The organism is Streptomyces erythrochromogenes, assembly GCF_040684695.1.
GTDB classification, from domain to species: Bacteria; Actinomycetota; Actinomycetes; order Streptomycetales; family Streptomycetaceae; genus Streptomyces; species Streptomyces erythrochromogenes_C.
The window spans coordinates 69,987-83,672 of the sequence record NZ_JBFBGM010000001.1 but is presented as its reverse complement, the minus strand read 5'-3'; the positions used below and the strand labels follow the sequence as shown (position 1 = coordinate 83,672).

Genomic DNA, 13,686 nt, shown 5'->3' with positions numbered 1-13,686 from the left:
GGTGAGGAGCACCCGAACCACCATGAACCCATCCGCCCCGCCGGTGGTGGCGCCGCCGGCGCCGACCGTGGCGCGCACCCGTGCCGCACGCGGCGCTCCGGTCGTGCTGCTCGCCTGCCTGATCCTGCTGGCGGTGGTCGTCGCCGGCATAGGCATCGGCGCCCGTGACATCGCGCCGGCGTCCGTCGTCCGGATCCTGTTCGATCCGTTCGGCACCGGCTACGACCACGACGTGCTGTGGACCGAACGGATCCCGCGCACCCTGCTCGGACTTACCGTCGGCGCCGCCCTCGGCGCTTCCGGCCTGGTCATGCAGGCCCTGACGGTCAATCCGCTGTCCGATCCGGGGATCCTCGGGGTGGAACAGGGCGCCGCCCTGTGCGTGGTGCTGGGCATCCTGCTCCTCGACGTGAACGACGCGAGCGGGTTCTTCTGGCTGGCGCTGACCGGTTCGGCGCTCACCGCCGCGGCCGTCTACCTCATCGGCACCCGCACCAGGGCCGGCAGCAGCACGCTCGGCCTGGTCCTGGCCGGGGTGGCGGTGGCCGCGCTCCTCGCCTCGATCGTGACGCTGCTGGTCGTCCGCGACGAAGTGGTGTACTCCAGCCTGCGGTTCTGGTCGGTGGGACAGCTCGCCGGCCGGGCGCAGGTACTGGACGAGATCGCGCCCTTCGCCCTCGCCGGGCTGCTCCTCGCCCTGCCCCTGGGCCGCACCCTGAACGTGCTGGCCCTCGGCGACGACACCGCCCGCGGGCTGGGCGTACGGGTGGAGCGGGCCCAACTGGCGGGCGCCGCGGTGGCGGTGCTGCTCTGCGCCGCCGCCACGGCCGCCGTCGGACCCGTCGCCTTCGTCGGACTGGTCGCCGCGCACGTGGCGCGCATGCTCGTCGGCTCCGACCACCGCTGGTCGCTGCCGCTGTCGATGGTCTGCGGTGCCGTGCTGCTGATCGGCGCCGACACCGTGGGCCGCGTGGTCCTGGACCATGGCGAGGTGCAGGTGTCGGTGATGACCGGCATCGTCGGAACCCCCTTCTTCGTGTGGCTGGCCCGCCGCCGCGACCTGGTGCGGATGTGAGGGACGTGTCGAACAACCCCGTGATCACGGACGGCTCCGCGCCGTCCCCCGCCCCGGTGGAGGAGCGGCCCGGCACCGCGGCGGCCGTGCGCCGCGACGGGCCGGCGGCGACGGCCGCGCTGCTGGCCGCCGCCCGGCGCGCCGCGAACCGCCGGTTCGCCGCCGCCTGGGTCCTGACCGTCGTCCTGCTCCTGGCCCTGCTGGTGGCGTCCGTCCTGCTGGGCGGGCTGCGCAACATCCCCGCCGGGGACGTACTGCCCGCCGCGTTCGGCCTGCGCACCGGGCTCGCCGACTACGTCATCCACCGCATCCGGCTGCCGCGGGCACTGGCGGCCCTGCTGGGCGGCGCGCTCTTCGGCCTGGCCGGCGCGCTCTACCAGCGCCTGGTCCGCAACCCGCTGGCCACCCCGGACGTCGTCGGCATCTCGGCCGGGGCCGGGGCGGGCGCGGTGACCGTGCTGCTGCTGATGCCGGCGATCCCGTACGGTGTCGAAGGCGCCGCCCTGGCAGGGGCGTTCGTCATGGTCGGGGCGGTACTGGCGCTGAGCCGGCAGAGCGGCAAGGTGGACACCTACCGGCTGGTCGTGATCGGCATCGGTCTGGCGGCCGTGGCCACCGCCTACACCAACTACCTCTTCACCATGGCCGGGAAGCAGGGCCTGTCCCAGGTCATGCGCTGGCTGGTGGGCAGCGTCAGCGGCGCCACCTGGGACGGCGTCACCACGCTCACCGTCGCCCTCGCCGTGTGCGGGATCTGCGCGGCCGTGCTCCAGCGGCCCCTCGCCTCGATGTCGCTGGGCGACGAGCTGGCCTCCGGCCTCGGCACCCGGGTGGGTGCGGCACGTACGGCGGCCCTGCTGCTCGGCGCGGGGGCGGCCGCCCTGGCGACCAGCGTCACCGGCCCGATCGGCTTCGTGTCCCTGGTCAGCGGCCCCATCGCGGCGCGGCTCGTCGGCACCGAACGCGCCCTCGCCCTGGCCCCCGCGGTCGGCGCGGCGGTCGTCCTCGGCGCCGACGTCCTGGCCCAGCACGGCCCGCTGATCTCCCCGGTGCCCACCGGGGCCGTCACGGCGCTGATCGGCGCCCCCTACTTCGTCCTGCTGATCCTGCGCCGCGGGCAAGGAGCCCCTTCATGAACCACCCGGTCAAGGACCACCCCGTCACGGACCGTTCCGCCCAGCCGGCCCTCGCGGCCCGCTCGGTGACCGCGGGCTACGACGGACGGACCGTCGTCGACGACCTGTCGCTGGAGATCGAACCGGGCCGGATCACCGCCCTGGTGGGCCCCAACGCATGCGGCAAGTCCACGCTGCTGAAGTCGATGGCCCGGCTGCTGCCGGTGGCCTCCGGCTCGGTGCTGCTCGACGGCCGGGACATCCACGCCCTGCCCACCCGGGAAGTGGCCCGCCGCCTCGGCATCCTGCCGCAGACCCCGATCGCCCCCGAGGGCATCACCGTCGGGGACCTGGTGCGGCGCGGCCGCCACCCGCACCAGCGGTTCGGGCAGCGCAGCACCCCGGCGGAAGACCTGATCGTCGCCGAGGCGCTGGAGGCCACCGGCACCGCCGAACTCATCGGCCGGCCCGTGGACCAGCTCTCCGGAGGACAGCGCCAGCGCGTGTGGATCGCCCTGGCCCTGGCCCAGGAGACCCCCACCCTGCTGCTCGACGAACCCACGACCTACCTCGACATCGCGCACCAGATCGAGGTCATGGACCTGCTCGCCGAACTGAACGAGCAGACCGGCCGGACCATCGTCCTGGTCTCCCACGACCTCAACCAGGCCGCCCTGTACGCCTCGACCATCGTCGCCATGCGCGACGGCCGGATCGTGCGCCGCGGCAGCCCGCACGAGGTCCTCACCGAGCAGACCGTCGCCGAGGTGTTCGGCCTGGACTGCCTCGTCGTCCCCCACCCCCGATCCGACCGGCCGCAGATCTTCCCCCTCGGCCGCCGGCACCGCAACCCCGCATAGGAGAAACCCTCTTGTCCAGCTACGCCAGAACCCGCTCCACCTCCGCCCGTCGTCTGCGACGCGCCGCCACCGCCACGGCCGCCGCGCTGTCCCTGACCCTGCTCGCCGCGTGCGGCGGGGGCTCCGACGACAAGGCCACGGACAAGCCGGCCGCCTCCGCCGGGGCCGAGGGCTCCTTCAAGGCCGTCAGCCAGAAGAACGCCTGGGGCACGGCCGAGGTGAAGAAGAAGCCGGTCAAGGTCGCCACCGTCTCCGACGGCGACACCTCGATCGCCCTCGCGCTGGGCATCGTCCCGGTCATCACCCCGGACGTCGAGGACGGCTCGCCCGTCCCCCAGTTCAAGCAGCGCGCCATCGACGGGCTGAAGGCCGGCAAGCTCAAGACCTACGACGACACCGACGGCACCGCCTACGAGGCCATCGCCGCCGAGGCCCCCGACATCATCCTGGGCATGAACACCTGGGAGATGGACAAGGACTACGAGAAGCTCGCGCCGATCGCCCCCGTCGTGACCTACACCGACAAGGCCCAGGCCGACACCCTCACCTGGCAGGAGCGGCTGCGCCGGGCGGCCCAGGCCCTCGGCCTGGAGGCCAAGGCCGAGGAGGTCATCAAGGCCAGCGAGAAGACCACGGCCGACGCGGCCGCGGCCCACCCGGAGTTCAAGGGCAAGACGTACACCTACGCCGTCGTCCACCCGGAGCAGATCAGCTTCATGTCCTACGGGGCCCAGGACCCGGGCGTCTTCGAGAAGCTGGGCTTCGTCAAGACCGACAAGGCCAAGAACTACGGGCCGGACAAGAACGGCATCAGCCTGGAGAACCTCGACCAGCTCGACGCCGACGTCCTGCTCGTCACCTACCCGTTCGGCGACCGCGGCGTGATCAGCCCGGCGGAGCTGGAGGGCAACAAGCTCTTCCAGTCGCTGAACGCCGTCAAGGGCAAGCACTTCCAGGTGGTGCCCTCGGACAACAACCTGGCCTCCGCGATCGCCTACCCCGACGCGCTCAACGCGTCGTGGGCGACCGAGCAGCTCGTGCCGCTGCTGCAGAAGGCCGTCGCCGGCCAGTAGCCGCCGCCCGCGGCCGCCGAGCCGTGACGGCCGGACCGCACGGCCCGGCCGGTCCCCGCTGCCGCGGGACCGGCCGGGCCGGCGGTGCGCCGGCCGAACCCCATCGAAGTCCCGCCACGTGAGGAGCCCGTCATGTCCACCCGCAACCCCCGTTCCGTCGTCACCTTCCCCATCGTGCTGCGGGAGCTGACGGTGCTGCGCGTCGCCGACGTGACGCCGGGCATGCGGCGGGTCACCCTGGGCGGCCCGCAGCTGGGCGCGTTCCGCAAGGACGGGCTGGACCTGCCGGAGCTCAGCAGCGAGGGCTTCGACGACCACGTCAAGTTCTTCTTCGCCGAGGACGGCGCGGACGCCCCGGTGCTGCCGGGCCAGAACGTGTCCAGCCTGGACTGGCCCGCCGACGCCCGGCCGCTGACCAAGGACTACACCCCGGTGCGGTACGACCCGCAGGCCGGGGAGATCGACTTCGACTTCGTCAACCACGCGGGCGGGGTGGCCTCGGCCTGGGCGCAGACCGCCGCACCCGGCGACGTCACCTGGATCGCCGGGCCGAAGATGTCCCACCGGCACCCCGAGGGCGCCGACTGGCTGCTGGTCATCGGCGACGAGACCGCGCTCCCCGCGATCGGCCGGTGGCTGGCGGAGATGCCGGAGGGCACCCGGGCCCGGGTCTTCGTCGAGGTCGGCGAGGACAGCCACCGCCAGGACCTGCCGACCCGCGCGGACGCGGAGATCACCTGGCTGGTGCGCGACGGCGCCCCGGCCGGCACCACGGACCTGCTGGAGCAGGCCGTGCGCGGCATGGAGTGGCTGCCCGGCACCGTCTTCGCGTGGGCGGCCGGCGAGGCCGTGACCCTCAAGGGCATCCGCCGACACCTCGCCGTGGACCGCAAGGTGCCGCGCGAGCAGACCCACATCACCGGCTACTGGCGGCGCACCGAGCCGCCGGCCGCCGCACCCGCGGCGGTCGCGGCCGCCGGTGCGGAGGCGGCCGAGGGAGCCGAGGAGGTCGACCCGCACGACCGGCTGCACGAACTGACCGACCTGGCACCGGGCCTGGCCATCCGTGCGGCGGTGACCGTCGGCCTGGTCGACCTGGTCTGGCAGGGCGTGCGTACGGCGGCCGAGCTGGCCGACCGCTCCGGCACCGACCCGCGGACGCTGGCCGCGCTCCTGGCCTACCTCGTCGAGCTGGAGGTCTTCTCGGCCGGCCCGGACGGCTACCGGCTGACCCCGGTCGGCGAGGAACTCGTCGAGGACGACCACTCGTTGGAGGAGTACGACCTGCGCGGGGCGCATGCGGCGCTGGACCTCTCGCTGTCCGGCCTGCACGAGACCCTGCGGACCGGCCGGGCCGGCTTCCGTACCGCGTCCGGGGCCCCGCTCGCCGTGGCCCTGGCGGCGGACGAGCGTCTGGGCGCGTCCGCGCGGGAGGCCGTGGAGGACGAGGCCCTGTGGATCGCCCCGGGGGTTCGCACCGGTTACGACTGGGCGGCCGCGGAGTCGGTCACGCTGGCCGGCGCCGGCGCCGGCGCCGTGGCGGGCACCCTCGCCGGGGCCTTCCCCGGCCTGCGGGTCCGGGTGGCCGCGCTGCCGTCGGCCCTGCGCACGGTCGCCGACCGGGTGCTGGACTCCGCGGTGCGCGACCGGGTGGAGCTGCTGCCCACCAGCGGGCCGGTCCCGGCGGGCGACCGCACCGTCCTGCTGGTGCGGCTGCTGGAGCAGCTGGCCGACGAGGACGCGGTGCTCGCGCTGCGCGAGAACGCCGCCGCGGTGCCCGAGGGCGGCGCGCTGCTCCTGGTCGAGCAGGTCGAGGGGGCGGACGGCATCGAGCTGGACACCGAGGCCGCCCTGCACCACCTGCGGCTGAAGGCGGCGTTCGGCTCGGGCGTGCGCGCGGAGCGGGACTTCGAGCGCCTGGCGGCCCTGGCCGGGCTGCGCGTCGCCTCGCGCCGCGACATCGGCTGGGACCACCGCCTGTGGGAGCTGGCCCCCGCCCGCTGACGCCCCCGCCCGCCGGGCCGCACGTCCCGGGGCGTGGCCGCGAAGGTTCCGCGACCGCGCCCCGCGGCCGCTCAGGCCGTGCCCTCGCTGACGGTGAACAGGGCCCCGCTCCGGTCGCGCAGGGTGACCCGGCGGTCCGCCGGGGAGGACCGTACGGGTGACACGGCGGCGCCCCCGTACCGGACCGCACGGTCGATCGTGCCGTCCAGGTCGGCCACGGCGAAGTGGACGTGCCAGCGGGGCCGGACCTGCGGGTCGGGGGCGTTCTCCACGGCTCCGGCGTCGATCCGCGCGACGGTCTGGTTGCCGCGGCGCACCACCACGTGGTCGTGCTCGTAGGCGACGTCGCAGCAGCCGGGCCGTTCGCAGGCCCAGTCCAGGACCTCCCCGTAGAACACCGCGGCGGCGAACGCGTCGCGGGTGCGCAGCTCGACCCAGGCCGCGGCGTCCGCCTCGCCGGCGTGCCACTCCTGGACGACCTCGCCCTCCCAGAAGCCGAAGACCGCTCCGGAGGGGTCGGCGGCCAGCGCGGCCCGCCCGGTGGCGAAGGCGAGCGGTCCGACCGCCATCGTCGCGCCCCGCTCACGGATGCGTGCGGCGGTCACCTCCGCGTCGTCGACGGCGAAGTACGGCGTCCACGCGGACGGCAGGCCGAGCGTCCGGGCGAGTGCGCCGACCGAGGCGACGGGCCGGCCGTCCAGCAGGGCCACGCGGAAGTCCTCACCGAGCCTGGTGGTCCGGAAGGTCCAGCCCAGCACGCCGGCGTAGAACTCCTCGGCCTCGGCGAGGCCGGGAGCCGTGAGGTTGACCCAGCAGGGCACCCCGAACACGTCCCGGCTGTTCGTGGTCATGAAACCGCCTCCGATCACCGCCCGCACCACGTCTAACACAAGCGGACGAAACGGGCCATCCGTGCCGCGCCGGTCCGGCGCAGGCGCTGTGCGCCGGCCCGCGGGTGCGCACACTGGACCCGGTGGGCCGCCGCCACGGCGGTGGCGGACCGAGGAGAGGTGTCCGGCCTTGAGCGCTCCCGTTCCTGCTCTTCCTGCTCCCGTTCCGATCGTCATCGACTGCGATCCGGGGCACGACGACGCCCTCGCGATCCTCCTCGCGGCGGGCGACCCGGGGGTCGACCTGCTGGCCGTCACCACGGTGGCGGGCAACCAGACCGTGGAGAAGACCACCCTGAACGCCCTGCGGGTGTGCACCGTCGCCGGCATCACCGGCGTCCCTGTCGCCGCCGGGTGCGCGGCGCCGCTGGTGGAGCCGCTGCGGGTCGCCGAGGACGTGCACGGGGAGTCGGGACTGGACGGCCCGCGCTTCCCCGAGCCGGCCGTGGCGGCCGAGCCCGAGCACGCGGTGGAGCTGCTGCGGCGGATCCTGGCCGGGCATCCGGAGCCGGTCACCCTGGTGCCGACGGCGCCGCTGACGAACATCGCCCTGCTGCTGACCCGGTACCCCGAGCTGGCGGGCCGGATCCGGGAGATCGTGCTGATGGGCGGCTCCACCGACCGGGGGAACCGGACCCCGGCCGCCGAGTTCAACATCCACACCGACCCGGAGGCCGCGGACATCGTCTTCCGCAGCGGCGTACCGGTGACCATGTGCGGGCTCAACGTCACCCACCAGGCCCTCGCGACGCCCGAGGTCGTCGCCCGCTTCGAGGCCCTGGACACCGACCTCGGCCGGATCTGCGCCGAGCTGCTGGGCTTCTTCGCGGGCACCTACCGGCGGCTGTGGGGCTTCCCCGCGCCCCCGGTGCACGACCCGGTCGCGGTGGCCCGGGTCATCGACCCGGGCATGGTCGCCTGCGTGGACGCGCACGTGGCCGTGGAACTCCACGGCCGGCACACGCGTGGGGCGACCGTGGTGGACCTGCACGGCACCCTGGGGCGGCCGGCGAACGCCCGGGTCGCCGTGGGGCTGCGGGCCGACCTGTTCTGGGACCGGCTGCTGGCGGCCGTGGCCGTGCTGGGCGGCTCCGGCACGGGTCAGCCGGCGCCTCCCGCCGGGGACCGCAGCAGGGCGGGCCCCTCGGACGGCAGGAGCCGGTGAGCGGCCACCAGTTCCTCGGCCGCGAGCAACGCGCTGTGGGCGTTGCGCCGGCCCATCAGGACGCACAGCGTGTACGCGGCGTCCTCCATCGCGGCGCGCAGCGCCGGGTCGTCGGGCGCAGCCAGCGTGCGGCGGCGCACGGCCCGCAGGTGGTTCAGGTGCCGGCGCAGCACGTGCGGGGACGGCAGGAGGTTCCCGGAGACGGGTGGCGCCGGGGGGTGGGGGGTCCGGGCGTGCCCGATCTCCGCGCGCAGCGCCCGTTCGCAGTCCGGGTCGACGTCGCCGGGGGCGGTGCGGGTGGCGATGGCCGTGCGTGCCATGAGCGCGAGCGTGACGCCCGCCACCTGGGCCGCGTTGCCCAGGACGCGCCGGGCACTCTCGGCGGTGCAGGGCACGAGGGCCATCACCATCCCGGTCGCGGCGGCGAGCGCGGCCCGGTCCGTGGGGCCCTCCGCGTCCGCGTCCCCGTCGGTCACGGCGGTGCCGCCTTCCGTACGGCGGTGGGCCGCCGGGCTCTGAATCATCCGTCCGCTCCTCGGGTCTGTCCGGGTGGATGCCGCTGTGTAGCACCTGCGGACGGGCGGCCCGGGCGCACACGCGGGCACCGGGCAGCGGATCGCCCGATGTGGGGACCCGAGGAACCGTGTATTGACGCTTCGCGGCGTTCCGCACGCTTCTCGCAGTTCCGCACGCTTCGCGGCGCTCCGTACGGCCCGCGGCGCGCGAACGCTCCGCAGCGGCGGGTGCCGGTGCGGAGCGTTCGGCCCGGCGGAGCGGGCGGCTCAGCGGATCAGCCGGCGGACGTCACGTGTCCAGACGGCTGTTGGGGCCGTCGTGCCCGTCGGCGCCCGCGTCGTTGAACCAGTAGTCCCCGGCGGCGAGGTAGCGGAAGGCGTGCGTGGACTTGGCGGGCAGCGCGACCGTCACCGCCCGCATGCCGTCGGGACGGGGTTCGAGTACGTGGGCGCCCGGCTGCCAGCCGTTGAACGTCCCCACGACGCTGACGGGGCCGGGCGGGTCGCCCCCGGGCAGCACGAAGGTGACGGCGGTGGTGTTCTTGCGACGCTGTCTTTCCAGCATGAAGTGCTCCTTCTGCGTCATGGACGGCCCCACTGTTTCCGGAGTCATCCTGACGGCCCCCCGCGGCGCCCGTCCGCGACCCGCCGCAGCGCGGTCAGGGTCACCCGTCGGGGCTACAGGCTCAGGGCGTCCTCGGCGTTGTCCACCCACGGGGTCACGGAGTTCTTGGTGGCGGAGACGTACAGGCCGGGGGTCGGTGCCTTGAGCGGTGTCTGCACCAGGTCGGACTCGGTGTTCATGGTCATGGCGATGGAGTCGACGGTCTTGCCGGTGCCGTCGGCGGCGCCGCCCATGAGGCCGGCATAGGCGGACTTGCCCGGGGCGAGCCGGATCGCGTCCTCGATGCCGGGGGCCGTTCCCCGCTCCGTGGCCTGCCCGTCCAGGGCGCCGAAGGTCACGACCGGGTGCCCGAGCACCCTGCACGCCTTCGTCCCCTTGTTGGTGATCTTCAGCAGGTAGCTGCCGGTCGTGGGCTCCGCCAGGCTCGCGGTGAAGGTCACGTCGCTCGTGCTGCACGGGAAGACGTCGAAGTCGGGGTCGGCCGGCGCCTTGGAGCCGGTGGACCCGGCGGACTTCGCCGGCTTCGCCGTCGGCGTCGCGGGCCCCGAGGGCGCGGCGGATCCGGACGGGGACGATCCGGCGGTCGGCGTGCCCGCGGACGGCGTGCCGGTCCCGCCCGCCGTGTCGTCCCCGGTGGGCCCGCAGGCGGTCAGCGCCAGGGCGGACAGGGCGGCGAGGGCGACGGCGGTTCTGCGTACGGTGCTGCTCATGGTGTTCCCCCAGATGAGGCGCGACACGCGCGGGGCAGGGCCGGTCCGGTTCCGGCGGCCTGGCACCAGGATCCCGCCGAAGCTTCACAGCTTGGTGACGGGCCGTTGCCGAGTCCACCACGGTTCCCGGCGCGCCGCCCGCGGCTCCCCTAACCTGACATCACAGCAGACTGCCACGAAGGGAACGTTCCATGCCTTCTCGCCTCAACCCGTACATCAACTTCGACGGCGACGCCCGGCAGGCCATGGAGTTCTACAAGGAGGTCTTCGGCGGCACCCTGGCGCTGAACACGTACGGCGACTTCGGCGGGGAGAAGGCCGGCGACGCCGCCGACCGGATCATGCACGGCATGCTGGAGACCGCGGGCGGCTTCACGCTCATGGGCGCCGACAACCCGCCGGGCACGCGGCACAGCCCCGGCAACAACATCTCGGTGAGCGTCAGCGGGGAGGACGCCGCCGAGCTGCGCGGCTACTGGGACGCGCTCTCCGGCAGCGGCACGGTCGCGGTGCCGCTGGAGAAGCAGATGTGGGGTGACGTCTTCGGCATGTGCACGGACCGCTTCGGGATCACCTGGCTCGTCAACATCAGCACGCCCGAGGGCTGACCCGGCCCGCCGCCGAGCAGGGCGGGGGCTCCCGCGCCACCCTCCACGGCGGCGCTGCGGCCGTCCCCGTTTCGACACCGCGGCACCTGCCTCGCCGGCCGGACTCCAGCATGATCGATTCTCTGCACCGTGCGCGGGCACGGCAGGCCGGCCCGCCGCGCCCTTCGATCCGAGGAGTCCAGCCCCATGTCCGACATCACCGTGCGCGCCGTACGGCCCGGGGACTTCGCGCAGTGGCGCGCCCTGTACCGCGGCTACGCCGACTTCTACAAGGTGGAGCAGACCGAGGAGGCGGCCGCCACGGTGTGGGGGTGGGTGAGCGACCCGGCACACGAGGTCGCCGCCCTGGTGGCCGAGGACGCCTCGGGCCGGCTCCTCGGGCTGGCCCACTACCGGCCCTTCGCCCGGCCCCTGTCCGCGACGGTCGGCTGTTTCCTCGACGACCTGTTCGTGGCGCCGGAGCACCGCGGTTCGGGCGCCGCCGACCTGCTGCTCGGCACACTGCGCGAGCTGGCGGCCGAACGGGGCTGGAGCGTGGTCCGGTGGATCACCGCGGACGACAACCACCGCGCGCGGGCGAAGTACGACCAGGTGGCCGCGCGCACCATGTGGGTCACCTACGACATGCCTCCGGCCCGCCCCTGACCGTCCGCCTCCGGACGGCGAGGCTCCGGGGTCGGCCGGGGCAACGGCCTTGCCCGCCGGGCCACTTGCCCCCGCACCACGCCCGCCAGGAGACCGGGGCGCAGTAGTCTTCGATCATGGCCCTGCGACCTGACGAGTTCTACGACCACGCACGTACCGCCGCGGACGGCGAGCGGCGGCTCCCGCTGGCCCGGATGACGGGGTGGGAGATCAGTCCGTTCGAGCCGGACGGGCTGCGCGTCGCGCCGTTGCGCCCGCCGGTCCTGCCCGAGCCCGCGCGGCACGGCGAGGACCCGTCGGACTGCGACGCGTGCCGCGCCCGGGACGAGGGCATCTGGCTCGACGACCGCTGGCGGCTCACCCGGATCACGGGGGTCGGCGTGCCGCTGGTGCTGATGCTCCTGCCGCGCGACCACTTCGACCTGGAGGACCTGACCGACGAGATGGCGGCCGAACTGGGCGTGCTCAGCACGCACATAGCCCGCCACGTGCAGGCGCTGCCGCACATCGCCCGGGCCCACGTCCAGCGCATCGGGGACGGCGGCGCACACCTGCACATCTGGGTCTTCGCCCGGCCCGAGGGGCAGGCCCAGCTGTACGGCTCGTGGATGGTCGTCTGGGACGACCTGCTGCCGGAGTACCCGGCGGACGTGGCCGAGGCGGACGCGGCGGCCGTGGCGGACGCGCTGGTGGCCTCGTACGGAGGCCGCCGGACGTGAGGGTCGACCTGCTCGTGATCTACACGGCCCGGCTGCAGGCGTGCCGCGGCTTCTACGCCGGCCTCGGGTTCGACCTGACCGTCCCGGAGCCGGGCGGCACCACGACCGGTTGACGACCGGCGCGGCGCAGGCGCCCGCCGCGGGGGCCCTGTCCCGCCACACCGTCGGCCACACGGTCAACCGCAGCGCAGCGCCGCGTACAGGTCCAGTTTGTGGTCGAGGCGGGACAGGTCCCGGCCGGTCAGGGTCTCCACGCGTTCGATCCGGTAGTGCACGGTGTTCACGTGCAGGTGGAGCGCCTCGGCCGTGCGGGCCCAGGAGCAGTTGTTCGCCAGGAAGACCTCCAGGGTCTCGCGCAGCATCCCGTCGCCGAGGGCACCCAGGATCCGTGCCGCGAAGACGGTCCGCACCTCCGGCGGTACGCCCGCCATCAGCTCGGCGAGGGTGTCGAGCTGCTCGACCCCGCGCACCGCGGCCGCCCCGTCCGCCGCCGTCAGCGCGAACCGGGCCTGGTTGAGCGAGGCCCGCAGCCCCTCCGCGCCGGCCGTGCGGGCCCCCACGCCCAGGCGCAGCTCCGCCTGCGGGTCGCCGCACTGCTGCAGCAGCGGCCACACGGCCCGCAGCCGCTCCACCGCGTCGTCCCCGGCGTGCGGGTCGTCGTGCAGCACCGCCACCGAACGCCCCACCGCGTACGCGGCGTTCTCCAGGTGCCGCAGTCCCTCGGCCAGGGCGTCGCCGGAGGTCGCCACCAGGACCCGGTACGGTCCGCCCGCGGGCAGGCCGGCCACCGCCAGCGCCTCTTCGAGGGCTCCGGTGTCGGCGGCGGCCGCGGCCGGGCCGGGCACCGCCGGGATCCCCTCCAGCAGGCCGACCAGCTCCTGGCCGGTCAGCCGGTCCGCGGCGAGCCGGCGGGCCTGCCCCTCGCGGCACCGGGCGAGGACGTCGGCGATCTCGTGGAGTACGCGCGGCGGTGCCGCGTCCGGTTCGGGGACGTGCAGCTGCCAGGCGTCGTACGGGGAGCTCTCCGCCTCGATCCGCAGCCAGACGCCGCCCCGGGCCGCGGCGGCCGAGGCCTGCCGGGCCGGGAGCTCGGGGGCGGACGGCGTACGGGCCACCGTGCGGCCGCTCGCGGTCAGCAGGTAACAGGACACCCGGCCCAGGTGTGCGCACGCGCGGTCGAGCAGTTCGGCCGGGCCGGCCCCGTCCTCCACGAGGCGGCTCAGCTCGGCGCGCACGTTCTCGGGCAGGGCGAAGAGCCGGGTCGGGCGGCGGCTGAGATCGCCCCACTGGCGCAGGTAGACCGCCTCGGTGACCGCGCGGAAGCTGGTGCGGGCGGGGACGGCGACGAGCGGCACCCGGTGGGTGCGGCAGGCCGCGACCAAGGCGTCGGGAACCCGCCCGTGGGTCTCCTCCCCGGCCAGCAGGGCGGTGGCCCCGGCCTCCGCGAGGGCCGAGACGAAACGGTCCGCCTTCGCCGCGTCGCCCTCCGCCCACCACACCAGCCCGCTCAGGACGAGCTCCCCGGGCCCCAGGAAGCGACCCGGCTCCTCCAGGTCGGTGGCGGTGACGCCCACGACCTCCTGGCCGAGAAGGGCCTCCTCGCCCCAGAGCAGGCTGAGACCGAGACTGTCGAGCTGGAGCAGGTCGTGGACGTGCATGGCGGGAACTCCTAGCGGTGGGCT

At 74.7% G+C, this 13,686-nt stretch carries 14 protein-coding genes; 9 read left to right on the top strand and 5 right to left on the bottom strand.

Annotation, left to right across the window (positions count from 1 at the left end):
• Positions 1-22: 22 nt before the first annotated feature.
• The 5 genes from AB0O53_RS00365 (at position 23) to AB0O53_RS00345 (ending at position 6,127) form a co-directional block, all read left to right on the top strand.
• Positions 23-1,075 carry a FecCD family ABC transporter permease gene (locus AB0O53_RS00365; RefSeq protein ID WP_365192366.1) on the top strand — a complete coding sequence of 351 codons (1,053 nt, stop codon included), beginning with the start codon at positions 23-25 and terminating at the stop codon, positions 1,073-1,075.
• A gap of 5 nt (positions 1,076-1,080) precedes the next feature.
• The gene (locus AB0O53_RS00360) at positions 1,081-2,211 is read left to right on the top strand and encodes a FecCD family ABC transporter permease (RefSeq protein WP_365192364.1); all 1,131 of its coding nucleotides are present in this window, start codon (positions 1,081-1,083) and stop codon (positions 2,209-2,211) included.
• A complete protein-coding gene (locus AB0O53_RS00355; protein WP_365192362.1) occupies positions 2,208-3,050 on the top strand; it encodes an ABC transporter ATP-binding protein in 843 nt (280 codons plus the stop codon). Before AB0O53_RS00360 ends, AB0O53_RS00355 begins: the two co-directional genes overlap by 4 nt.
• An 11-nt stretch (positions 3,051-3,061) precedes the next feature.
• A complete protein-coding gene (locus tag AB0O53_RS00350; RefSeq protein WP_350991832.1) occupies positions 3,062-4,123 on the top strand; it encodes an ABC transporter substrate-binding protein in 1,062 nt (353 codons plus the stop codon).
• Between the two features lie 132 nt (positions 4,124-4,255).
• Positions 4,256-6,127, top strand: coding sequence for an SIP domain-containing protein (locus AB0O53_RS00345; protein WP_350991830.1), 1,872 nt, complete (start codon positions 4,256-4,258; stop codon positions 6,125-6,127).
• 71 nt (positions 6,128-6,198) lie between these two features.
• Here AB0O53_RS00345 and AB0O53_RS00340 read toward each other — a convergent pair whose 3' ends face one another.
• Positions 6,199-6,978, bottom strand: a complete 780-nt coding sequence (locus tag AB0O53_RS00340; protein ID WP_350991828.1) for a VOC family protein — start codon at positions 6,976-6,978, stop codon at positions 6,199-6,201.
• A gap of 169 nt (positions 6,979-7,147) precedes the next feature.
• On the opposite strand from AB0O53_RS00340, the gene AB0O53_RS00335 reads away from it, so the two are divergent.
• Positions 7,148-8,182 (top strand): nucleoside hydrolase, encoded by a 1,035-nt coding sequence (locus tag AB0O53_RS00335; RefSeq protein ID WP_365192359.1) that lies wholly within the window; start codon positions 7,148-7,150, stop codon positions 8,180-8,182.
• Here AB0O53_RS00335 and AB0O53_RS00330 read toward each other — a convergent pair.
• From AB0O53_RS00330 to AB0O53_RS00320, 3 genes are all read right to left on the bottom strand, one after another.
• Complete coding sequence (locus tag AB0O53_RS00330; protein WP_365192357.1) at positions 8,119-8,706, bottom strand: DUF5133 domain-containing protein; 588 nt, start codon at positions 8,704-8,706, stop codon at positions 8,119-8,121. The genes AB0O53_RS00335 and AB0O53_RS00330 overlap by 64 nt on opposite strands.
• A gap of 280 nt (positions 8,707-8,986) precedes the next feature.
• Positions 8,987-9,262 carry an isoamylase early set domain-containing protein gene (locus tag AB0O53_RS00325; protein WP_031146961.1) on the bottom strand — a complete coding sequence of 92 codons (276 nt, stop codon included), beginning with the start codon at positions 9,260-9,262 and terminating at the stop codon, positions 8,987-8,989.
• Between the two features lie 113 nt (positions 9,263-9,375).
• The gene (locus AB0O53_RS00320) at positions 9,376-10,032 is read right to left on the bottom strand and encodes a DUF4232 domain-containing protein (protein ID WP_350991822.1); all 657 of its coding nucleotides are present in this window, start codon (positions 10,030-10,032) and stop codon (positions 9,376-9,378) included.
• Positions 10,033-10,223: 191 nt separating this feature from the next.
• On the opposite strand from AB0O53_RS00320, the gene AB0O53_RS00315 reads away from it, so the two are divergent.
• From AB0O53_RS00315 to AB0O53_RS00305, 3 genes are all read left to right on the top strand, one after another.
• Positions 10,224-10,640, top strand: a complete 417-nt coding sequence (locus AB0O53_RS00315; RefSeq protein WP_350991820.1) for a VOC family protein — start codon at positions 10,224-10,226, stop codon at positions 10,638-10,640.
• Between the two features lie 186 nt (positions 10,641-10,826).
• Positions 10,827-11,285 carry a GNAT family N-acetyltransferase gene (locus AB0O53_RS00310; RefSeq protein ID WP_350991818.1) on the top strand — a complete coding sequence of 153 codons (459 nt, stop codon included), beginning with the start codon at positions 10,827-10,829 and terminating at the stop codon, positions 11,283-11,285.
• 116 nt (positions 11,286-11,401) lie between these two features.
• Positions 11,402-12,004: an HIT family protein gene (locus AB0O53_RS00305; RefSeq protein WP_350991817.1), complete on the top strand. Its 603-nt coding sequence runs from the start codon at positions 11,402-11,404 to the stop codon at positions 12,002-12,004.
• 176 nt (positions 12,005-12,180) lie between these two features.
• Here the strand turns inward: AB0O53_RS00305 and AB0O53_RS00300 are convergent, their stop codons facing one another.
• A complete protein-coding gene (locus tag AB0O53_RS00300) occupies positions 12,181-13,662 on the bottom strand; it encodes a PucR family transcriptional regulator (protein WP_350991815.1) in 1,482 nt (493 codons plus the stop codon).
• Positions 13,663-13,686: the final 24 nt, after the last annotated feature.